The 21023-nt window shown below is 65.8% G+C and carries 18 protein-coding genes and 2 tRNA genes; 16 read left to right on the top strand and 4 right to left on the bottom strand.

Features of this window, described 5'->3' with window-relative positions:
* The first annotated feature begins 32 nt into the window (after positions 1-32).
* The 5 genes from metG to NIBR502772_RS15825 all read left to right on the top strand — a co-directional run bounded on the left by metG (position 33) and on the right by NIBR502772_RS15825 (position 5800).
* Positions 33-1592: a methionine--tRNA ligase gene (gene metG / locus NIBR502772_RS15845; protein ID WP_141140914.1), complete on the top strand. Its 1560-nt coding sequence runs from the start codon at positions 33-35 to the stop codon at positions 1590-1592.
* Positions 1593-1862: 270 nt separating this feature from the next.
* Complete coding sequence (locus NIBR502772_RS15840) at positions 1863-2684, top strand: hypothetical protein (RefSeq protein ID WP_141140913.1); 822 nt, start codon at positions 1863-1865, stop codon at positions 2682-2684.
* Between the two features lie 115 nt (positions 2685-2799).
* Complete coding sequence (locus NIBR502772_RS15835; protein ID WP_141140912.1) at positions 2800-3480, top strand: class F sortase; 681 nt, start codon at positions 2800-2802, stop codon at positions 3478-3480.
* A 43-nt stretch (positions 3481-3523) separates the two neighbouring features.
* Positions 3524-4576, top strand: coding sequence for a 3-isopropylmalate dehydrogenase (locus NIBR502772_RS15830; RefSeq protein ID WP_056349215.1), 1053 nt, complete (start codon positions 3524-3526; stop codon positions 4574-4576).
* A gap of 111 nt (positions 4577-4687) precedes the next feature.
* A complete protein-coding gene (locus tag NIBR502772_RS15825) occupies positions 4688-5800 on the top strand; it encodes a branched-chain amino acid aminotransferase (protein ID WP_141140911.1) in 1113 nt (370 codons plus the stop codon).
* A 101-nt stretch (positions 5801-5901) separates the two neighbouring features.
* Here NIBR502772_RS15825 and NIBR502772_RS15820 read toward each other — a convergent pair whose 3' ends face one another.
* Positions 5902-6504, bottom strand: a complete 603-nt coding sequence (locus NIBR502772_RS15820) for a hypothetical protein (protein ID WP_246848552.1) — start codon at positions 6502-6504, stop codon at positions 5902-5904.
* 99 nt (positions 6505-6603) lie between these two features.
* Here NIBR502772_RS15820 and NIBR502772_RS15815 point away from each other — a divergent pair, with 99 nt between their 5' ends.
* Genes NIBR502772_RS15815 through NIBR502772_RS15800 form a run of 4 tightly spaced genes read left to right on the top strand, consistent with a single transcriptional unit; the run spans position 6604 to position 10505 of the window.
* A complete protein-coding gene (locus tag NIBR502772_RS15815) occupies positions 6604-7401 on the top strand; it encodes an MBL fold metallo-hydrolase (protein ID WP_056349208.1) in 798 nt (265 codons plus the stop codon).
* A 55-nt stretch (positions 7402-7456) separates the two neighbouring features.
* Positions 7457-8233, top strand: a complete 777-nt coding sequence (locus tag NIBR502772_RS15810) for a fumarylacetoacetate hydrolase family protein (RefSeq protein WP_141140909.1) — start codon at positions 7457-7459, stop codon at positions 8231-8233.
* A gap of 20 nt (positions 8234-8253) precedes the next feature.
* Positions 8254-9768, top strand: a complete 1515-nt coding sequence (gene gltX / locus NIBR502772_RS15805) for a glutamate--tRNA ligase (protein WP_141140908.1) — start codon at positions 8254-8256, stop codon at positions 9766-9768.
* On the top strand, positions 9768-10505 hold the full coding sequence (locus NIBR502772_RS15800) for an HAD family hydrolase (RefSeq protein ID WP_141140907.1): 738 nt from the start codon (positions 9768-9770) through the stop codon (positions 10503-10505). The genes gltX and NIBR502772_RS15800 overlap by 1 nt, the downstream gene beginning before the upstream one ends.
* Positions 10506-10513: 8 nt before the next feature.
* Here the strand turns inward: NIBR502772_RS15800 and NIBR502772_RS15795 are convergent, their stop codons facing one another.
* Positions 10514-11908, bottom strand: coding sequence for a hypothetical protein (locus NIBR502772_RS15795; protein ID WP_141140906.1), 1395 nt, complete (start codon positions 11906-11908; stop codon positions 10514-10516).
* A gap of 298 nt (positions 11909-12206) precedes the next feature.
* Between NIBR502772_RS15795 and NIBR502772_RS15790 the strand changes: the two genes are divergently transcribed.
* The 4 genes from NIBR502772_RS15790 (at position 12207) to NIBR502772_RS15775 (ending at position 16043) form a co-directional block, all read left to right on the top strand.
* A tRNA-Gln gene (locus NIBR502772_RS15790) sits at positions 12207-12278 on the top strand.
* Positions 12279-12421: 143 nt separating this feature from the next.
* Positions 12422-12497: transfer RNA gene (locus NIBR502772_RS15785), tRNA-Glu, on the top strand.
* A 217-nt stretch (positions 12498-12714) separates the two neighbouring features.
* A complete protein-coding gene (locus NIBR502772_RS15780) occupies positions 12715-14430 on the top strand; it encodes a dynamin family protein (RefSeq protein WP_246848551.1) in 1716 nt (571 codons plus the stop codon).
* Positions 14427-16043 (top strand): GTPase, encoded by a 1617-nt coding sequence (locus NIBR502772_RS15775; protein WP_141140904.1) that lies wholly within the window; start codon positions 14427-14429, stop codon positions 16041-16043. The genes NIBR502772_RS15780 and NIBR502772_RS15775 overlap by 4 nt, the downstream gene beginning before the upstream one ends.
* Before the next feature lie 5 nt (positions 16044-16048).
* On the opposite strand, the gene NIBR502772_RS15770 is transcribed toward NIBR502772_RS15775, so the two are convergent.
* Both NIBR502772_RS15770 and NIBR502772_RS15765 read right to left on the bottom strand, forming a co-directional pair.
* A complete protein-coding gene (locus NIBR502772_RS15770; protein ID WP_141140903.1) occupies positions 16049-16588 on the bottom strand; it encodes a DUF1697 domain-containing protein in 540 nt (179 codons plus the stop codon).
* A gap of 46 nt (positions 16589-16634) precedes the next feature.
* Positions 16635-17354: an IclR family transcriptional regulator gene (locus tag NIBR502772_RS15765; RefSeq protein WP_058932091.1), complete on the bottom strand. Its 720-nt coding sequence runs from the start codon at positions 17352-17354 to the stop codon at positions 16635-16637.
* 113 nt (positions 17355-17467) lie between these two features.
* Between NIBR502772_RS15765 and leuC the strand changes: the two genes are divergently transcribed.
* From leuC to murA, 3 genes are all read left to right on the top strand, one after another.
* Entirely contained in the window at positions 17468-18922 is a 1455-nt protein-coding gene (gene leuC / locus NIBR502772_RS15760; protein ID WP_141140902.1) for a 3-isopropylmalate dehydratase large subunit, read from the top strand.
* A 9-nt stretch (positions 18923-18931) separates the two neighbouring features.
* Entirely contained in the window at positions 18932-19534 is a 603-nt protein-coding gene (gene leuD, locus NIBR502772_RS15755) for a 3-isopropylmalate dehydratase small subunit (RefSeq protein ID WP_141140901.1), read from the top strand.
* Positions 19535-19692: 158 nt separating this feature from the next.
* Complete coding sequence (gene murA, locus NIBR502772_RS15750) at positions 19693-21018, top strand: UDP-N-acetylglucosamine 1-carboxyvinyltransferase (protein WP_141140900.1); 1326 nt, start codon at positions 19693-19695, stop codon at positions 21016-21018.
* Positions 21019-21023 lie beyond the last annotated feature (5 nt).

The following is a 21023-nucleotide window of genomic DNA, read 5'->3' as shown; positions in this document are numbered from 1 at the left end:
CTGCCCCTTCGCACCAAAGGTAACGTCCGCACGTGAGCGCAACAGCCAAAACCCCGTTCTACATCACCACGGCCATCACCTACCCGAACGGTGTTCCGCACATCGGACATGCCTACGAGTACATCGCCACCGACGCCATGGCGCGCTTCAAGCGGCTTGATGGCTTTGACGTGATGTTCCTGACGGGCACGGATGAGCACGGCATGAAGATTGCGCAGGCGGCCGAGAAGGAAGGCGTCACGCCCAAGGAGCTGGTGGACCGCAACGCGGAAATTTACAAGTCTGCCCACGCCGCGCTAGGGATCACCTACGACCGCTTCATCCGGACCACGGACGCTGACCACTACGCCGCGTCGCAAGCCATCTGGAAGAAGATGGAAGCCAACGGCGATATCTACCTGTCCAAGTACGAGGGCTGGTACTCCGTCCGGGACGAGGCCTTCTACGTGGAGGACGACACCCTGGTCAAGGACGACGGCGTGCGGTACTCCAAGGAGACGGACACCGAGGTGACGTGGACCGCTGAGGAGAGCTACTTCTTCCGGCTGTCCTCCTACCAGGACCGCCTGCTGGCGCTGTACGAGGCCCAGCCGGAGTTCGGGGCACCGCAGTCCCGCTTCAACGAGGTCATCAGCTTCGTCAAGCGCGGCCTCGAAGACCTGTCGATCAGCCGCACCACGTTCGACTGGGGTGTCCCCGTCCCCGGCAACGACAAGCATGTGATGTACGTCTGGGTGGACGCGCTCACCAACTACCTGACCGGCGTCGGCTACCCGGACGTCGATTCGGAGTCCTTCAAGAAGTTCTGGCCCGCCGATGTGCATGTGATCGGCAAGGACATCTCACGGTTCCACGCCATCTACTGGCCGGCGTTCCTGATGAGTGCCGGCCTTGAGCTGCCCAAGCGCGTCATGATCCACGGCTTCCTGCACAACAACGGTGTGAAGATGTCCAAGTCGCTCGGCAACGTGGTGGCACCCGCAGACTTCGTGGCGCAGTACGGGCTGGACCAGGTACGGTTCTTCTTCCTCCGAGAGGTCCCGTTCGGCGCCGACGGCAGCTACAACCATGAGGCCATCGTGGGCCGCATGAACTCGGACCTGGCCAACAACTTCGGCAACCTGGCGCAGCGTTCGCTGTCCATGGTGGCCAAGAACTGCGAGGGCCGCGTCCCGGTTCCGGGTGCGTTCACGGCTGAAGACACCGCGATCCTGGCACAGGCCAACGGGCTCCTGGAGACTGCCCGGACCGCCTTCGAAAAGCAGGAATTCAGCCGCGCACTCGAGGCCATCTGGGGCGTCCTGGGGGACACCAACGCCTACTTTGCCGAGCAGGCTCCCTGGGTACTGCGGAAGACCGACGTCGAACGCATGAACACCGTGCTGTATGTGACGCTGGAAGTACTGCGCATCGTGGCTATCCTGGCCCAGCCAGTGGTGCCCACGGCCACGGCCGCGCTGTTGGACACCTTGGGACAGCCCGACGGCGGATCCCGCCAGTTCTCCGCGCTCACCACACCTATTGTCGCCGGAACTCCGCTGCCGGCACCGGCGCCCGTCTTCCCTAAGTATGAGGAACCGGCCGAAGCCTAGGTATGTCCCTGCTGGCTACTTGCTGGTACGCGGACTGAGTACGGTTCCGGGGCCGGTCAGTAGGGCCCACCTTGTAAGGCGGGTACTGAGTACTGGAGACATCATGGTGCCCGTCTGTCTAGCCTTATCTGGTTAGCAAACTGATGATTCGCATCTGGGAGAACCGTCGCCCCCGATGCTGTCCGTTTGCCTTTAGCCCTCCGTGTCGGGGTTGGCGCCGTTCTTCCACTTGTCTGATCAGTTTGGACCAGACAATGGATGGAGACGGAAATGAAACGGATCCTTGCCGCTTTTGGTGTCGCGGGTCTTGTGCTATTGGGTGCCACAGCGCCGGCCACCGCGACGCCTTCTGAGGACGAGAAAAAGATCACCATTTGCCACGCCACCGGCTCGGAAAGCAATTCCTACAGCTCGGTGACCATCAGCCTCAACGCGCTCAACGCCCACGTGGGCCACCAGCACCATGAGGACATCATTCCGGCCAACGACGGGAAAGTCCTACCCGGAGGCCAGAACCTTGACAAGGCCAGCATCTGGAATGCAGGCTGCGCCGCACCAGGCGAGGGTAACGGCAATGGCAACGGCGATCACAAGATCAGCATCTGCCACGCCACCGGCTCGGACACGAACCCGTACAGGCCGATTACGATCGCCCTGCAGGGGCTCAACGGCCACGCCAATGCCAACCACCAGCACACTGAAGACATCATCCCGCCGAACAACGGCAAGGTGCTGCCTGCAGGCCAGAACTGGACGGCTAACGGGCAGGCAACCTATTACAACAACTGCGTTCCCACGACCGTGCCGCCAGTAGTGCCGCCTGTTGTTCCTCCGGTAGTCCCGCCTGCTGTTACTCCGGTGACGCCGGGCGAAACTCCCAGAGGTGCCGTTGTGGGTGCGCCGGCGGGTCAAGGTGCCGTAGCCGCCAACAACCCTGGTTTCAATGTCCAGACTGCAGTGGCAGGTTCGACTGACGTTTCCATCGCCCCCTGGGCCGCTGGCATCGTCGTGATGATGCTCGCTGCAGCGGGAGTGGCTGCCCGCAGGACCCTGGCAGCCAGCGGTACCGTATCCCGGCCCCGGAAGGAATGACGCCGGCTACTGGCGCCCGCAGGGGCGCTGTTTGAATCACCGGCAGGCGCCGTGGCCGCAAGGGCACGGCGCCTGCCGGCAAACCAGGCAAATCCGACTCACAAGCGGGGTAACCATGGACAGCGATCGAAGGCTCTTCACCACCAAAAGCATCGTCTTCGTGGTGCTTTGCGGCGTGCTGGCCTACCTGGCGTTCGGGTTTCTCCCCTTCTTGGCCGGGCCGGGGGCTTCGCCGACCGTGACCGCGGTGGCTGTGCAGCCGACCACCCAGGCCCCAGCGCCGTCCACCCCCACGCCCTCCACGGACACCGGCGCCCCGGTCCCGGCGGGTCCGGCGGCGTCGCCGCCGCAGCGGCTGGTGTACCCGGCCGCAGACATCGATGTGGTGGTCCATCCGCTCGTGCCCACCGGCGAGGACCAGGCCACCCAGACCATCGTGCCGCCCCCCACCATGGACGGCTACTGGCTGTCGCCTTACGGTGCCCCCGGCGCGGGCTCGGTCAATACCACGTACATCGCCGGGCACAGCTGGACGGACCGGGATGCGCCGTTCAACCGGCTGAGTACCAAGGCGGCGGCAGGTGACAGGCTGACCGTGGCCACGGCCACGGGCGAAGTGGCCTACCTGGTGGACTCCGTGACTACCTACGTCAAGTCCGGCCTTAAAGACAGCCCCATCTGGCAGGTGGCACCCAACAGGCTGGTCCTGATTTCCTGCTATACGGGTGATGCCTGGGGCACCAACGTGGTGGTGGTGGCCTCACCGGAGGACCCAACCCTTCGTCTCAGCAAATGAGACAGATTGTCCGGCATGCGGATCATCTTAATATTCTTGGAGCATGAGCGCATCCACGATCAATCTCGCTGTCATTCCCGGTGACGGCATTGGCCCGGAGGTCATTGCCGAGGCACTGAAGGTCCTCGAGAAGGCTGTCGCCGCTGAAGGCGTTGTCCTCGAGCAGACCCACTACCAGCTCGGTGCCGAGCACTGGCTGGCCACCGGCGAGACCCTTCCGGATGAGGTCCTCGCCGACCTGCGTACACGGGACGCGATCCTCTTCGGTGCTGTCGGTGCCGCCCCCGGCGACACCCGGATTCCGTCTGGCATCATCGAGCGGGAGATGCTGCTCAAGCTCCGCTTCAGCCTGGACCACTACGTCAACCTGCGGCCGTCGCGGTTGTACGGAACAGTCGGGAGCCCGCTGGCCAATCCCGGCACCATCGATTTTATCGTCGTCCGTGAGGGAACCGAGGGTCCGTATGTGGGCAACGGCGGCTCGCTTCGCACCGGCACACCCCACGAGGTGGCCACCGAGGTCTCACTGAACACGGCGTATGGCGTGGAGCGCGTTGTCCGCGATGCCTTCCGCCGCGCCAGCGCCCGGGAACGCAAGCATGTGACCCTGGTGCACAAGCACAACGTCCTGGTCTACGCCGGCCACCTGTGGAAGCGCACCGTCGAGGCGGTGGCCCAGGAATTCCCCGAGGTCACCCACGATTACCTGCATGTTGATGCGGCCACCATCTTTATGGTCACAGACCCCTCGCGCTTCGATGTCATTGTCACCGACAACCTCTTCGGCGACATCCTCACTGACCTCGCTGCAGCCATCACCGGCGGCATCGGGCTGGCGGCGTCGGGCAACATCAACATGGACCGCACCGCCCCCTCCATGTTTGAACCGGTCCACGGTTCGGCCCCGGACATCGCCGGACAGCAGAAGGCAGATCCCACCGCGGCCATCCTGTCGGCGGTGCTCCTGCTGGACCACCTCGGCTACACCGCCGCGGCCCGCAGGATCGAAGCTGCGGTGATCGCCGACGTCGAAACCCGCGACGGCGGCGCCCGCAGTACCAGCGCCGTCGGGGACGCCATCGCCGCAGCGCTCTAGGCCTGCTCTTGAGACTCGGTTAACCGGCGTAAGCTAGTTTCGAATCACCAAATGCTGCCCTGCGGTTCAGTGCTGAACCACATTCAGAAGGCAGCCGATCGTGGAGGAACCATGACTCAGACCGCCCATGGCGTCGAATTTAACCAGCAGCTCTCGGCAACCCCGAAGTCAGCTGAAGAGCGTGCAGCCATCCTGGCCAACCCGGGATTTGGCAACTACTTCACCGACCACACCGCCGTCGTCGACTACAGCGTCGACGAGCAAGGTGAGGGTGGCTGGCACAACGCGCGCGTTGAGGCCTACGGACCCATCTCCCTGGACCCGTCTGCCGCGGTGCTGCACTACGGTCAGGAGATCTTCGAAGGCCTCAAGGCATACCGCCACGCTGACGGCTCAATCTGGACCTTCCGTCCGGAGGCGAATGCGGCCCGCCTGAACAAGTCGGCACGACGCCTTGCGCTTCCGGAACTGCCCCAGGAGTACTTCCTGGGCGCCATCCGGGAACTGGTGCAGGCGGACAAGGAATGGGTTCCCGCCGGTGACGGCGAGGCCCTGTACCTGCGCCCGTTCATGATCGCCACCGAGGCGTTCCTGGGTGTCCGGGCAGCGCGGGAAGTCTCCTTCCGGGTGATCGCATCGCCCGCCGGCAACTACTTCGGCGGCGAACTCAAGCCCGTGTCCATCTGGATCTCGCGGGAGTATGCCCGCGCCGGACGCGGTGGCACAGGCGACGCCAAATGCGGGGGCAACTACGCAGCCTCCCTCATCGCCCAGCAGGAGGCTGAGGCCAACGGCTGCAAGCAGGTCCTCTTCCTGGACCAGTTCAACGACAACGCCGTCGAAGAGCTCGGCGGCATGAACGTGTTCTTTGTGATGAAGGACGGATCCCTCGTGACTCCTGCACTCACCGGAACCATCCTGGAAGGAATCACCAGGATGTCCGTTATCCAGGTTGCCAAGGACATGGGCCGTGAGGTGACGGAGCGCAAGATCACCCTTGATGAATGGCGCGACGGCGTGGCCTCCGGTGAGATCGCCGAGGTCTTCGCCTGCGGCACCGCAGCGGTGATCACCCCGATCGGTGTCCTGAAGGACACCACCGAATTCATCGGCTCCGAGGACGCGAAGGCGGGGGAGACCACCATGGCCATCCGCGAACAGCTCCTGGGCATCCAGACCGGAACCGTGCCGGACACCCACGGCTGGCTGACCCGCCTGGCCTAAGCCTCCGCAACCCTGGCCACGACAACGCGGGGTCAATTAACGCCCGCTATCTCCATCGGAATGGGCGTTAAGTGACCCCGCGTTGCTGTTGCAAGGCACCCTCAGCGGCGGGTGGCCTTCCGGGCAGCGTTCTTCAGGGCCTTGCGCGAGACCGGCTTCAGGGCCTTCCGTGCCGCTTCGTCGGCCAGGGCACGGTTGCGGCGGGCATCGATAACGTCGTTCCAGAGTGCGGTGGCGAAGGCGCCGCCGTCCTGGGAGTAAACGTCATAGGGATAGTCAGCAAAGATGGTCTGTTGGGTGCCTCCGGTGGGCAGGTCCTTCCCTGTTGCCTCAGCGACGGCGTCGGCAATAGCCCAGGTCCGCGTCAGGTGGTGCGTGAGATTGTCCTGGACAAAAACGTTTGCGTCGCCGGAGGCAGCAGCGCGCTCCAGGAGTATGGCCAGATCCTCAGCCAGGAACGTGGCCGCCCATTCGTCGACGTCTTCGATATGTGACCGGAAATCCTCGGCGACACCGTCCACCGCCTCGCGCCAGTCGTTGGTCTCACGGAACTTCTGCCACGTGGGAAACCAGACGATGGCCCCGGTCGCGTGGTTGTGGATGTGCTGCAGGCCGCTGTTCTTCTCCGTCAGTGCATGGTCGTGTCCCGCGGCGTCGGCGCCGGACAACAGTTCGGACAGCGAGATGGTGGGTGAAGTGCTCATGGTGGTGCCTGGCTGCTCTCTCTGGGCGGTGGGTTCACCAGCCATAACCCGCCCCGGGGGTGCGGTTATTCCGTGCCGTCCTGATGCGAAGATAGTGCAGTGAACTCCACCTCGAGCGGCATTCCAGTCGCTGCCAGCCCACTGACGGCTTTCTTCCTGGCACCCAACCCCGGGCCGATGAGCCTGGACGGCACCAATTCGTACGTCGTCTCCGCCCCCGGCGCCAGTACATCCGTGGTGGTGGATCCGGGTCCGGCGGACGAGGGCCACCTTCGCCGCCTCGCGGATGTGGGCCCCGTGGAACTCATTCTCGTGACGCACCGGCACGCTGACCACACGGCAGGCTCCCAGCGGCTCCATGAGCTCACCGGCGCCCCGGTCCGCGCCGCCGATCCCCGGCACTGCCACGGCGGCGGCGAGCCACTGCAGGACGGCGAGACCATCCAGGCGGCGGGAGTGGCGGTCCGGGTCCTGGCCACGCCGGGCCACACCTCGGATTCCGCCTGCTTCCACCTTCCCGACGACGGCCCGCACGGCTCAGTGCTGACCGGCGACACCATCCTGGGCCGCGGGACCACCATGCTGGACTACCCGGACGGCAGGCTGGGGGATTACCTGCGGTCCCTGGACCGGCTCGAAGCACTTGGCCCGGCCACCGTCCTGCCGGCCCACGGGCCGGTGCTTCCCTCCCTGGCGGCCATTGCCCGTGCCTACCGCGAGCACCGGCACGAGCGGCTGGCGCAGATCCGCGCGGCACTTGTCCGGCATGGCGGGGACGCGACGGTGGTTGACGTGGCAGACGACGTGTACGCCGACGTCGAACCTTCCGTCCGGCGGGCAGCCGAAATGTCGGTGGCCGCGCAACTTGACTACCTGCGTGGGCTCCCCGGCGGCTGACAGGACGGCGTGACGCAGGGCAGGTGCCGCCGCTCAAGACGGTAGGCTAGCCACCATGCGTATTGCCAGGTTTGTAGTCGATTCTGATCCCCTCTACGGCGTTGTTGAAGGTGAGCCCGGCAGTGAGGAAGTCACTGTCATTAACGGTGACCCCTTCTTCAACGGGGTGGAGCGCACCCACGTCAAGCACAAGCTTGAAGACGTCCGGCTCCTGGCCCCGATCATTCCCCGCAGCAAGGTGATCGGCGTGGGCCGCAACTTCGCCGAGCACGCCGCCGAGCTGGGCAATGAGGTCCCGCAGCAGCCGCTCCTGTTCCTGAAGCCGAACACCTCTGTCATCGGCCCAGGCGACCCCATTGTGCTGCCGGAATTCTCAGACGAGGTTTCGTTCGAGGCCGAACTGTGTGTGGTCATCGGCCGAATCTGCAAGGACGTCCCGGAAGACCGCGTCGACGACGTCATCTTCGGCTACACCTGCGGCAACGACCTCACCGCCCGCGATGTCCAGAAAACGGACCTGCAGTGGGCCAGGGCCAAGGGCTTCGACACGTCGGCACCCCTCGGACCGTGGATCGAGACCGAGCTGGACACCGAAGACCTGGCCATCAAGGGCTGGCTCAACGGCGAACTGCGCCAGGACGGCAGCACCAGCCAGATGATCCGCGGCGTCCGGGAAATCGTCTCCATCGTGTCCCGGGCCTTCACACTGCTCCCCGGGGACGTCATCATGACCGGCACCCCGGCCGGCGTCGACCTCGTCACCGCGGGGGACCGCTACGACGTGGAGATCGAGGGCATCGGCCGCCTGTCCAACCCGGTGGTCCGCCGCTGACGGGTAAAGTTGGAATCACTATGACTACTGCCTCCGCGCTGAACCCTGCCGCCATCCCGTCCGTCACTGCCGAAACCCCGGTCCGGGTGCGGTTCTGCCCCTCACCCACGGGCACCCCGCACGTGGGCCTGATCCGGACGGCGCTGTTCAACTGGGCCTATGCCCGGCACACCAAGGGAACCCTGGTCTTCCGCATCGAGGACACGGACTCGGCGCGGGACAGCGAGGAAAGCTACCACCAGCTGCTGGATGCGCTGAAGTGGTTGGGCATCACGTGGGACGAAGGTGTCGAGGTGGGAGGCCCGCACGAGCCGTACCGCCAGTCCCAGCGCAGCGACCTCTACCAGGATGTCATCGCCAAGCTGAAGGCCGGCGGCCACATTTACGAGTCCTACTCCACCCCGGCTGAAATCGAAGCCCGCCACCGTGCGGCTTCCCGCGACCCCAAGCTGGGTTATGACGGGTTTGACCGTCACATCACCGAGGAACAGCTGGCCCAGTACAAGGCAGAAGGCCGCCAGGCCGTGCTGCGCCTGCGGATGCCGGACGAGGACCTTACGTTCAAGGACCTCGTCCGCGGCGAGATCACGTTCAAGGCCGGCTCCGTGCCGGACTTCGCGGTGGTCCGTGCCAACGGCGCGCCGTTGTACACGCTGGTAAATCCGGTGGACGATGCCCTGATGGGAATCACGCACGTGCTGCGCGGCGAAGACCTGCTCAGCTCCACGCCCCGCCAGATCGCCCTGTACCGTGCCCTCTACGCCATCGGCGTGGCCGAGTACATGCCGGAGTTTGGCCACCTTCCCTACGTCATGGGCCAGGGCAACAAGAAGCTCTCCAAGCGCGACCCCGAATCCAGCCTGTTCCTGCACCGCGAACGCGGCTTCATTCCCGAAGGCCTGCTGAACTACCTGTCCCTCCTGGGCTGGTCCCTGAGCGCCGACGAGGACATCTTCACTGTCAAGCAGCTCGTGGAGCACTTCGACATTCACGATGTGCTGGCCAACCCGGCACGTTTTGACCTGAAAAAGGCAGAGGCCATCAACGGCACGCACGTCCGGCTGCTTGAGGCGGCCGATTTCCGTGCGCGCCTGGTGCCGTACCTCCGGGCCGCGGACCTGGTAGGGGAGATCCTCACGGACCGGGAGGAGGAGATCCTCACCGAGGCCGCACCCCTCGTCCAGGAGCGGATCACCCTGCTGGGGGAGGCCCCGGAGATGCTCGCCTTCCTGTTCAAGGCCGACGACGCGATCGACGTCGCAGACGACGCCCTTAAGGGCCTGCCCGCCAACCTGACCGAAGTCCTCGACGCCGCCCTTGCCGCCCTTGAGCCCATTCAGGACTGGAACCCGGAGGAAATCCAGACGGCCCTGAAGCAGGCACTCGTGGAGGACCTCGGGCTGAAGCCGCGGCTGGCTTTCGGTCCTGTCCGCACGGCCATCTCCGGGCGCCGGATCTCGCCGCCGCTCTTCGAATCCATGGTGATCCTGGGCAAGGGCTCGTCCCTGAGCCGGCTCCGCACCTTCCGCGGCTGATGTCTACCACCGGCACCACGGCTGACGGAGTCCTGAGCACACGCTTCGGGTCCATCCGGGGCGTCCTTTTCGACATCGACGACACCCTGGTGGACCTCGAATACGCCATGACCACCGCCCTGCGTGAGGTCAGCGAGCACCTCTTGCCCGGTCTGGACCAGACCGGGTGGGAGCATTTCGGCAGGATCTTCACGCACGAGACCACGCACTACTACGACCGGTACCTGGCGGGGGAGCTGACCTTCAACGACCAGCGCCTGCTGCGGGGACGCGCCGCCCTGGGGCACTTCGGTGTGGATCTTGCCGACGGTGAAGAAGCGCACGGGTGGCTCTCGGCCTACGGCCGGCTGCAGCCCACGTATGTACGTGCCTTTGAGGACGTGCTTCCGCTCCTGGACCTGCTGGATGCTGCCGGCATCCCCTACGGTGCCGTCAGTAACAACGTGCACGACTACCAGCGGGCCAAGCTCGACGGCGCCGGACTGGAACGCGTCCGCCGCCTGGTTGGTACGGACACGGTAGGCGTTGCCAAGCCCGAGCCGGCCATCTACCTCGAAGGAGTCCGTCTGCTGGGGACTGCCCCGGAGGAGACGCTCTACGTTGGGGACAACAGAATGCTGGATGCAGACGGTTCGACGGCGGCGGGCCTGATAGGCGTCTGGCTCAACAGGGTGGGGGAGCCTGCGCCGGATTTCACCGGTCACAAGGTCACCTCGCTGTCACAGCTGCTGGGCTGACCGGCCGCTTACTCCGCAGACTGCAGCCTTCGCCTGTTCCACAGCACCAGGTAGATGCCCACGGATCCGAGCACAAGCACAGCAACCAGGCAGAGGGCAACGGCGGTATCCGACTTCCCCACCATACTGGTGGGCGAGACGGCCGCTGCGCTCGTGTACAGGGTGTCCGTGCCATCCGCAATCCGGGCATTGCCATCAGCAAGTTTCTCGGCACCCGTGGCCAGCTCTGTCGATCCCGAGGCCAGCTTGGTGTTGCCTGTGGCCAGCTCCGACGCGCCCGCAGCCAGCGCCTGGGAGCCATGGAGCAGGCCGGGGTTTGAGCGATCGGCCGGATCGCCCTTGATCCCGGCATTCAACGCCAACGTGCCGTCCGCCAGCCGTGAGGTGCCCTCAGTAATACTGGCGACGGCGTTGATCAGGCCCGGGCGGTCGGCATTGCCGGGCACGCCGTCCATGCCGGTGCGGATCTGGGCAGTTCCGGCGGCCAGCAGTTCGGTACCGAGCACAACGCCGGGGTTGTTGGGATCGCGACTGTTGAGCTTTTCACCCAGGGTGGCGAAGCCGGCGGTGAGGCGCCCTGTTCCAGTGTGCAACTGTGCCGCTCCGTCATTGAGCTTCCCCGCGCCAGCCTGCAGTTGCTGCGCCCCGGCGTCGAGCCTATGGGCTCCAGCGGTGATCTTGGCGATCTTGTCCTTGACTACGGCCAGCGGCACCAGACCCTGAAGCGGGTCCGAGGCCGCCGCCTCCAGCAGCTCAAGGGCCTGCGCCAATGCTGCCATGCCGGTGCCTGCCTCGGGGGAGTTGTTCGATCCCCGGTAGCCCTTCAGCTGGGCCGTTCCGGCGGCCAGCTCGCCCGTCCCGGAGGCCAGGCGGGCCGCACCTGCATCCAACGCAGTCGCGCCGTCCGCAAGGTTGTTCTCGGCATTTCCGGCGGCCGTAGGCGTCAGTGCCGCGGCGAGCTGGGTGGCTCCGGCGGCGAGCTTTCGGGCGCCGTCGTCCACTTTGTACACGCCGGGCGCGAGCTTGTTGTTGACGTCAGTTTCGATCTTGACAGCGCCGGCGGCGAGCTGGTCTGCACCGGACTGCAGTTTTTCAGCGCCCGGGGCCAGTTTCTCGCTGACACCCAGGAGGACTTTGTCGGCGCCGGAGGAGAGCTTGCCGGCACCGGTGTCGGCCAGGCCCGCGCCGGCCGCCAGCTGGCCGGCGCCGTCCTTGAGCTGCTCAGCGCCGTCCGAGGCCTGGCCCGCACCGTCCATCAGCTTGGCCGATCCGTCGGTGATCCTGCCGGTGACCAGGGTGTAAAACCCAAGCAAAGCAATCAGCATCAGGGCCAGGACGGCGACAGCAAGCTGCTGTGCCCGGGTTCGGGTCTTGGTGGGCGCGGCGGCACGACTTTGTGTCACGGTGGGTCCTCTCGACGGTTTGCCGGCAGTGTGAAATCTGCCGGCCACCCACCTGGACCAGGGGCGGCAGTCCGGACGCAAAACGACATTCCGAAGGGCCTGCAGCAAAGGCAGTGAGTGGTTACTCTCGGGTAACTTACCGAGAGTAAACTTATTCCGGGTGATCTGGCAAGGGGTTTAGGCCCTTTGGTCTTCGGTGTCGATTTGTGCCAGCCCAAAGTCTCGGGTAAAGTAATTTCTCGTGCTGAGGCGCACGGAGCGCGGCTTGAAGCCCGAAACTCCGGCCCGAAAGTATCATTGGGATATGGTGTAATTGGCAACACTACGGTTTCTGGTACCGTCATTCTAGGTTCGAGTCCTGGTATCCCAGCTCTGTTTGGTCGCAGGCTAACCGCGGCAAATCAGTGGTTTCAGATCGGTTCGCCGATTTGAAACGCGCGCTGAGTGTATGAAATACTCACTTAGCAAACCGGCCTGGCGCCGGTTGGAAGTGAAAACTTCCTGGAAGTACGCGGCCCCATCGTATAGCGGCCTAGTACGCTGCCCTCTCACGGCGGTAACGCGGGTTCGAATCCCGCTGGGGTCACCAACGAACGGTCCCGGGCATCAGCCCGGGGCCGTTTTTTCGTTGTGGAGGCTGCGCTGCGGTTTAATAGGACAAAACCGGGGCCCGGTGGAAAAGCCGGCGCAACTGGCATGATGATCCTGTGACCTCCTCAGACGGGCTTCCTCCCACGCAGCCTCCGCCGCCTAAGCGCGCACCGAGAACGCAGCCGGGCCGGCCCGACGCGGCGTCGGAGCCGGCCGTGGCCTTGCTTGAGGCCGTGCGTGGGGATCTGTCCGCCGTGTCGTTGCCGCTCGCCCTTGCGGACGTCGAACAGGCGCGCCAGGACACTCGGAACGCCGTGGCCCAGCTGGACGACTACATCCTGCCGCGGTACCGCAGCCTGGACGCACCGCTCCTTGCCGTCGTCGGGGGTTCCACGGGCGCCGGCAAGTCAACGCTGGTCAACGCCCTGGTGGGGCACCCGGTCACACGCTCCGGCGCCATCAGGCCCACCACCCGGCAGCCCATTCTGCTGCACCACCCGGCCGATGCCGGCTGGTTCGAAGGCTACCGTGTGCTGCCCACCCTCAGCCGGATCCGGGGGACTGTTTCCTCGGAACCCGTCCCGGCCAGCCGGGCCGGTGCAACACCCGATGCGGAGGCCATTTCCTCCCTGGTGCTGGTGGCCGACCAGGCTGTTCCGCAGGGGATCGCGCTGCTTGACGCTCCCGACGTCGACTCCATTTCCGACGACAACCGCCGGCTTGCCGGTCAATTGCTGGCCGCCGCGGACCTCTGGGTTTTTGTGACCACTGCCAACCGCTACGCTGACGCGGTCCCGTGGAAGCTGCTTCTGGACGCGTCCTCGCGGGACATCATGGTGGCCGTGGTCCTGGACCGTGTGCCGGCGGAGGCGGAAGCCGAAGTCAGTGCAGATCTCCGCGCGTTGCTGCGGCAGGAAGGCCTTGGCGATGCCGGACTGTTCATTGTGCCGGAGACGGACCTGGACCATCTTGGCATGCTGCCAACGAGCGCCGTAGAGCCGCTGCGGCGCTGGCTGCAGGAACTTGCTGCCGACGCCGCTGGGCGGTCCGAAATTGCCCGCCGTACCCTCAACGGGACGGTGAAGGCGCTGTCCGGGCGGGTCGGTGCGGTGGCGCACGCGGTCCAGGGGCAGGAGCGTGCCGCGGACGCGCTCCGTGCAGGCGCTGAGGCCGCCTACCGCGATGCCGGAACCCGGATCCTGGACGCAACAAAGGACGGCGCCCTCCTCCGCGGGGAAGTCCTGGCGCGCTGGCAGGACTTCGTCGGAACAGGGGAATTCTTCCGGGCGCTGGAACAGAACATCGGACGGCTGCGGGACCGCGTGGGAGCCTTCTTCCGGGGCGAGCCGACGCCGGCCGTACGCGTCGAGTCCGCCATCGAAACGGGTTTGCAGGCCGTCATCCTGGACGAGGCCGCCAACGCCGGCGAAGAGACTGACCGGCGTTGGCGCTCGGACCCGGCCGGCCGCGAGCTCCTGGGGACGGACGATCTGTCCGGCACCAGCCCAGGCTTTGCCGAGGTGGCTGCGGCGGAGATCCGGGCCTGGCAGACCGGCCTGATGGAACTGATTCGCACGGAGGGGCAAGGCAAGCGCACGCAGGCGAGATGGCTTTCCTTCGGGATCAACGGACTGGGTGCCGCGCTGATGATCGTGGTGTTTTCCATGACCGCCGGCCTCACCGGGCTGGAGATCGGCGTGGCGGGCGGTACCGCCGTCGTCGGGCAGAAACTGCTCGAGGCAGTGTTCGGCGAAGACGCGGTCCGCCGGCTTGCGAAGACTGCGCGGGATGACCTCCATGCCCGTTGCCAGCGGCTGCTGCAGGCAGAGCAGCAGAAATTCCTCCAACGCCTGCCGGAGGGCGGCGCGGACACCGGCCGGATCCTGACAGGCCACGCCGCTGCCCTGGCCCGGCTGGCGGAAAAGGCATGAGCCGCCACAGCGTAGCCCGTGAGGCGTCACAGCTGGACCGCAGGCTCGAAGCACTCAACGATGCCCGCGAACTCGCTGAAGGCGTCTTGCCGGATGCGGCACTCGACGAGGTGTTCCAGCTCCTCGAACGCGCGAGCTCCCGGCGGTCACTGTCGGCTGATCACACTGTTGTTGGGTTCTTCGGTGCCACCGGCAGCGGAAAATCGTCACTCTTCAACGCGGTCAGCGGCGCTGAAATCGCGACGGCGGCCGCCCGCCGCCCCACAACGTCGGAACCTTTGGCAGGTGTCTGGGGAGCGGACGGCAGCGAGCCGCTGCTGGACTGGCTTGAGGTGCGCAACCGCCACCATGCCGAGCCCGTGGCCGGCTTCGCCGACGAGCGCACGGGGCTGATCCTGCTGGACCTGCCTGACTTCGACTCCACCAGGGCCGCGAACCGCGCGATCGTGGAGCGCATGGTTGGCCTGGTTGATGTCCTGGTCTGGGTCCTGGATCCGCAAAAGTACGCCGATGCGGCGGTCCACAACGATTTCCTGGCGCCCCTGTCCGCCCATGGCGCCGTGACCCTGGTGGTCCTCAACCAGGTGGACCGCTTGCCCGAACGGGACGTGCAGCCTGTGCTGGAGTCCTTGAAAGGGATCCTTGCCCGCGACGGGCTGGGCAAGGTTCAGGTCCTGGGCGCATCCGCCCTGAAGGGCACCGGCGTGGACAAGGTCCGGGGCGCCATCCGACATGTTGTGGTGCAGCGCCAGGCACTTTCGCAGCGGCTGGCCGCGGACGTTTCGCGGGCCTCGGGGCAACTCCGGGAAGCCGCTGGCGCCGGGGAAGCCGCCGGTGTCAGGCCGGCGTCGAAATCCCGGCTCACCGATGAGCTGGCAACGGCCGCCAACGTGCCCGTGGTGGTGGACGCAGTTGCGCGGTCCTACCGCATCGAGTCGACGCGCCGCACGGGGTGGCCCGTGACGCGGTGGCTGGTGCGGTTCCGGCCTGATCCGCTCCGCCGGCTCAATCTGAGAAGCTCTTCCCCGTCCCAACTTAACCGGACCTCACTCCCGGCCGCGGGCGCCCCGGAACGCGCCCGGACGGATGCTGCTGTCCGTGAGTTTGCAGACGCGGCGAGTGCGGGCGCACCCGGACCGTGGCGTGCCGCGATCAGGGGTGCCGCCCGGGAAGGGCGGGAGGCGTTGCCGGATGCCCTGGACCAGGCCATCGCAGGCACGGACCTGATGGCGTCCCGGAAGTCCTGGTGGTGGGGCGTGTTCAACGTGGTCCAGTGGCTCGCGCTGCTGACGGTCCTGGGCGGCCTCGGCTGGCTGGGTGTGCTGGCCGGGCTCGGCTATCTCCAGCTGCCCGTGCCCGAGGTTCCCAAGGTGGAGGGCTGGCCGGTGCCGACGCTGTTGATCGGCGGCGGTGTGGTGCTGGGGATCTTCCTGGCACTGACTGGAAAATTCATTGGCTCAGGAGCCGCGAGGGCGCGCGCAGCCCGGGCCAGGAAACGGCTGCGGGCAGCGGTGGGCGAGGTTGCCCGGGACTTCGTAGTGGAGCCGGTTGAGATTGAGGTCAGCAGGCTCGCGTCCTTCAACGCCGCACTGAAGGTTGCGGGCGGAAACTAAGGTAGTTACGCCAGTGCGGTTGCGGCGTCCCTGACCTTGATCAGCGTCCGCAGGTTCCGGGTGGTAGTGGTTGCCTTAAACCTGGCCTTGGACGAAATCTTGCTGAACGGGCTGTCCAACGTCCCGCCGGCCGGAGCCAGCCAGGCCAATGCCTCCGGGCCGAGGCGTTTCTGCTGGGTACCTTCAAAGCCTGCGCCGGCGGCTTCAAGCTCATCGAGCATGGCGGTGTCCGATGCCAGCGTGATGTAGGTGTGCGTTGCCTTGTCGTCTGCCGGGTACGGGCAGGCCGCCACGAGGTCGGAGACCCGCTGGGCCGTTAACACCACCACCCAGGCATCGTAGCCAAACACGTCACGCAGGCATTTTTCCAACGTCTGTTTGACCGCGGCAGGATCCTCGTCGCTGGCAAGCACTACATTGCCGCTGGCCAGCAGGGTCCTGACGTCCGCGAACCCCTGCGATGCAAGCGCAGTCTTGAGGTCCGCCATCTTGATGTTGATCCCGCCGACATTTATCCCGCGGAGGAAGACTGCGTAGCTGTTCATGCCGACAGCCTAGCCGGGGCAGCCAGGCCTGGACGGAGGCGAGCCTTCAGTCGTTGCCCTTGCGCAGTGCCTCGGTGAGGATCCGCGCGGCGTTGCAAACCACCTCGGCGTGGAGGCGGCCCGGCTGGCGGGTGAGCCGCTCGATGGGGCCGGAGATCGAGACCGCGGCGATCACGCGTCCGGACGGTCCCCGGACCGGTGCCGAGACTGAGGCGACCCCGGGCTCGCGTTCGCCGAGGCTCTGTCCCCAGCCCCGCCGTCGTACGCCCGCCAGCACGGTGGGGGTGAAACGGGCGGCCTGCAGGCCCTCGAGAAGCCGGTCGTGGTCTTCCCAGGCGAGCAGCACCTGGGCGGCGGAGCCGGCTTTCATGGAAAGCTTGGTGCCAACGGGGATGGTGTCGCGCAGGCCGATGGGGCGTTCCGCGGAGGCGACACAAATACGCCATTCGCCTTGGCGGCGGAAGATCTGGGAGCTTTCGCCGGTGGCGTCGCGCAGCTGCATCAGGACCGGCCCGGCAGAGGCGATGAGACGGTCCTCGCCGGCGGCTGAGGCCAGCTCCACCAGGCGGCTGCCGAGGACAAACCGGCCCTGGATGTCGCGGCTTACCAGCCGGTGATGGATCAGGGCCAGGGCGAGCCTGTGCACCGTGGGCCGGGCCAGGCCTGTGGCGGCCACCAGCTGTGCCAGCGTGGTGGGGCCGGCCTCCAATGCATCAAGCACATGGGCCGCTTTATCAATGACACCGACTCCACTAGAATTGTCCATGTAATGATATTGCCGTCTCATTATCTGAGATGCAAATCTTTGGGCTGGCACAAAATGCAGCCCTGCTGGTTCAGTGGAACCAAACAGCCAAACAGCAGTGAAGGGAGATGGCCGTGGCAAAGACACTGGCCGAGAAAGTCTGGGACGCACATGTGGTGCGCAAAGGCGAGGGCGAAGGAGCCAATGCCCAGCCCGACCTCCTCTTCATTGACCTTCACCTCGTCCATGAGGTGACTTCTCCGCAGGCCTTCGAGGGCCTGCGCCTGGCCGGCCGCAAGCTGCGCCGCCCGGACCTCACCATCGCCACGGAGGACCACAACACTCCCACGCTGGACATCCACAAGCCCATTGCCGATCTCACCAGCCGCACGCAGATCCAGACGCTGCGCAACAACTGCGCGGAGTTCGGCGTCCGCCTGCACTCGCTCGGCGACGCGGAACAGGGAATCGTGCACGTGGTCGGCCCGCAGCTTGGCCTCACGCAGCCTGGCATGACCGTCGTCTGCGGTGACTCCCACACGTCCACCCATGGCGCGTTCGGTGCCCTGGCCATGGGCATCGGCACGTCCGAAGTGGAGCACGTCATGGCCACCCAGACGCTGTCCCTGAAGCCGTTCAAAACCATGGCCATCAACGTCGAAGGCACGCTGCGCCCCGGCGTTACCGCCAAGGACATCATCCTGGCCGTGATTGCCAAGATCGGCACCGGCGGAGGCCAGGGCTACGTCCTGGAATACCGCGGTTCCGCCATCCGCGCGCTGTCCATGGAAGCCCGCATGACCATCTGCAACATGTCCATCGAAGCCGGTGCCCGCGCCGGCCTGGTGGCCCCGGACCAGATCACCTACGACTACATGTTTGGCCGCCCGCACGCGCCACAGGGTGCCGACTGGGATGCCGCCGTCGAGCACTGGAACACGCTGAGGACCGACGACGACGCCACGTTCGACGTCGAGGTGGCCCTGGACGCCGACACGCTGGAGCCGTTCGTCACCTGGGGCACCAACCCAGGGCAGGGTGTTTCGCTTTCCGCCAAGGTGCCGTCCCCGGAGGACTTCGGCGACGAAAACGCCAAGGCTGCCGCCGAACGCGCCCTGCAGTACATGGGACTGACCGCAGGTACGCCGATGAAAGACATCCGGGTGGACACGGTCTTCCTGGGCTCCTGCACCAACTCGCGCATGGAAGACCTCCGGGCTGCTGCGGACATCATCCGCGGACGCCAGAAGGACCCCAATATCCGGATGCTGGTGGTGCCCGGTTCGGCCCGCGTGCGGCTGGAGGCAGAGGCCGAAGGCCTGGACAAGGTCTTCAAGGACTTCGGCGCCGAGTGGCGCTTCGCCGGCTGCTCGATGTGCCTGGGCATGAACCCGGACCAGCTGGAGGTGGGGGAGCGTTGCGCCTCGACGTCCAACCGAAACTTCGAAGGCCGTCAGGGCAAGGGCGGCCGCACTCACCTGGTATCTCCGGTGGTGGCAGCGGCCACGGCCGTCCGTGGCACCCTGAGTTCGCCGTCGGACCTCGATCCGGCTCCCGAATCCGCCGCCATCCGCACCGACGCAGCCTAGGAGGCCGCCATGGAAAAGTTCACTACCCACACCGGCGTCGGCGTGCCGCTGCGCCAGAGCAACGTTGACACGGACCAGATCATCCCCGCGGTCTACCTCAAGCGGATCACCCGCACCGGCTTCGAGGACGCACTGTTCTCCGCCTGGCGCAAGGACCCGGCCTTCATCCTGAACCAGGCGCCGTTCAACGCCGGCTCCGTCCTGGTGGCGGGCCCGGATTTCGGCACCGGTTCGTCCCGTGAACATGCCGTCTGGGCGCTGAAGGACTACGGCTTCAAAACCGTCCTGTCGTCCCGGTTCGCTGATATTTTCCGCGGCAACTCCGGCAAGCAGGGTCTGCTGGCCGCTGAGCTCGCCCAGGACGACATCGAGCTGATCTGGAAAGAGCTCGAGAACGCTCCCGGCACCGAAGTCACCGTTGATCTCGTCTCCAAGACTGTCATCTGCGGCACCATCGTGGCACCCTTTGAAATCGACGATTACACGCGCTGGCGCCTCCTGGAGGGCCTGGACGACATTGGCCTGACACTCCAGCACGAAGATGACATCACTGCCTTCGAGGCCACCCGTCCGGCCTTTATGCCCACAACGCTTCCGGCCCGCCTTTCCTGAGCGGGAGCGCGGAATTTCCCGCCCCGGACGGAGCCGCCTGTACGGCGCCGCGCCGGAGGCTTTCGGCGCCCGTATTTCGGTTCGGTAACGCAACCTCCTATGCTTAGCTGGAGCCTTTGCAAGGATTTTGGGGCGAGTAATCGTAAGGAAACCGGTATATGAGTAGTGTTCTGACAATCCGCGGCGGAGTCCCGCTTACAGGCCGCGTCAGCGTCCGGGGGGCCAAAAACCTTGTTCCCAAGGCCATGGTGGCAGCATTATTGGGCAACGAGCCGTCGGTGTTGCGGAACGTTCCGGAGATCAAGGACGTCGAGGTTGTCACCTCGCTCCTGCAGCTGCACGGAGTGACGGTGGTCAAGGATCCCGTCAGCGGTGACCTCACCCTGGATCCGAAGGCGGCCAAAACCGCCCCGAGCACGGCGATCGATGCCCACGCCGGTGATTCGCGCATCCCCATCCTGCTCTGCGGACCCCTGATCCATGCGATCGGTGAGGCCTTCATTCCGGACCTTGGCGGCTGCAAGATCGGTGACCGGCCCATCGACTACCACCTGAACGTGCTCCGCCAGTTCGGCGCCGTGGTGGAAAAGCGCCCGGGCGGCATTCACATCTCGGCTCCAAAGGGCCTGCATGGCGCCAAGATCAATCTGCCCTACCCCTCGGTGGGTGCCACGGAGCAGGTGCTGCTCAGCGCCACCCGCGCCGAAGGGATCACCGAGCTTTCCGGCGCCGCCACCGAGCCTGAGATCATCGACCTCATTGCCGTGCTGCAGAAGATGGGCGCCATCATCAGCGTCCAGACCGACCGGACCATCCGCATTGAAGGCGTCCGGGACCTGGGCGGCTACAACCACCGTGCCCTTTCGGACCGCAACGAATCGGCGTCGTGGGCTTCGGCAGCGCTGGTGACCCGCGGTGACATCTTCGTCGAAGGCGCCTCGCAGCGGGACATGATGACGTTCCTGAACACCTACCGGAAGGTGGGCGGCGGCATGGACATCGGCGAGGACGGCATCCGCTTCTACCACCGGGGTGGCAAGCTCAACCCGCTGGTCCTGGAAACGGATGTGCACCCCGGCTTTATGACCGACTGGCAGCAGCCGCTGGTGGTGGCCCTGACCCAGGCCGAAGGTGTGTCGATCGTCCACGAGACCGTCTATGAAAACAGGTTCGGCTTCACCGATGCGCTCATCCGGATGGGAGCCAGCATCCAGGTGCACCGCGAGTGCCTGGGCAGCGTGCCGTGCCGCTTCGGCCAGCGCAACTTCCTCCACTCCGCTGTCATCTCCGGTCCTACCCAGCTCAAGGGCACCGACATCGACGTACCGGACCTGCGTGGCGGCTTCAGCCACCTGATCGCGGCGCTGGCCGCTTCAGGCACGTCGCGCGTGACCGGGATCGACATCATCAACCGCGGCTACGAACGTTTCACCGAAAAGCTGTCCGGCCTCGGCGCCGACTTCGACATCACCTCGACAAAGTAGCGGTG

The sequence above is a fragment of the Pseudarthrobacter sp. NIBRBAC000502772 genome (assembly GCF_006517235.1).
Classification (GTDB): domain Bacteria; phylum Actinomycetota; class Actinomycetes; order Actinomycetales; family Micrococcaceae; genus Arthrobacter.
The sequence above is the reverse complement of the archived record's forward strand: the minus strand, read 5'-3'. Positions and strand labels throughout refer to the sequence as shown.

Coding starts and splice junctions, on each gene's coding strand:
- NIBR502772_RS15820 (WP_246848552.1), bottom strand. CDS start 6,504: ATGAGCACTTCACCCACCATCTCGCTGTCCGAACTGTTGTCCGGCGCC.
- NIBR502772_RS15840 (WP_141140913.1), top strand. CDS start 1,863: ATGAAACGGATCCTTGCCGCTTTTGGTGTCGCGGGTCTTGTGCTATTG.
- NIBR502772_RS15830 (WP_056349215.1), top strand. CDS start 3,524: ATGAGCGCATCCACGATCAATCTCGCTGTCATTCCCGGTGACGGCATT.
- gltX (WP_141140908.1), top strand. CDS start 8,254: ATGACTACTGCCTCCGCGCTGAACCCTGCCGCCATCCCGTCCGTCACT.
- NIBR502772_RS15775 (WP_141140904.1), top strand. CDS start 14,427: ATGAGCCGCCACAGCGTAGCCCGTGAGGCGTCACAGCTGGACCGCAGG.
- NIBR502772_RS15765 (WP_058932091.1), bottom strand. CDS start 17,354: ATGGACAATTCTAGTGGAGTCGGTGTCATTGATAAAGCGGCCCATGTG.
- NIBR502772_RS15835 (WP_141140912.1), top strand. CDS start 2,800: ATGGACAGCGATCGAAGGCTCTTCACCACCAAAAGCATCGTCTTCGTG.
- NIBR502772_RS15770 (WP_141140903.1), bottom strand. CDS start 16,588: ATGAACAGCTACGCAGTCTTCCTCCGCGGGATAAATGTCGGCGGGATC.
- leuD (WP_141140901.1), top strand. CDS start 18,932: ATGGAAAAGTTCACTACCCACACCGGCGTCGGCGTGCCGCTGCGCCAG.
- NIBR502772_RS15810 (WP_141140909.1), top strand. CDS start 7,457: ATGCGTATTGCCAGGTTTGTAGTCGATTCTGATCCCCTCTACGGCGTT.
- NIBR502772_RS15800 (WP_141140907.1), top strand. CDS start 9,768: ATGTCTACCACCGGCACCACGGCTGACGGAGTCCTGAGCACACGCTTC.
- murA (WP_141140900.1), top strand. CDS start 19,693: ATGAGTAGTGTTCTGACAATCCGCGGCGGAGTCCCGCTTACAGGCCGC.
- NIBR502772_RS15825 (WP_141140911.1), top strand. CDS start 4,688: ATGACTCAGACCGCCCATGGCGTCGAATTTAACCAGCAGCTCTCGGCA.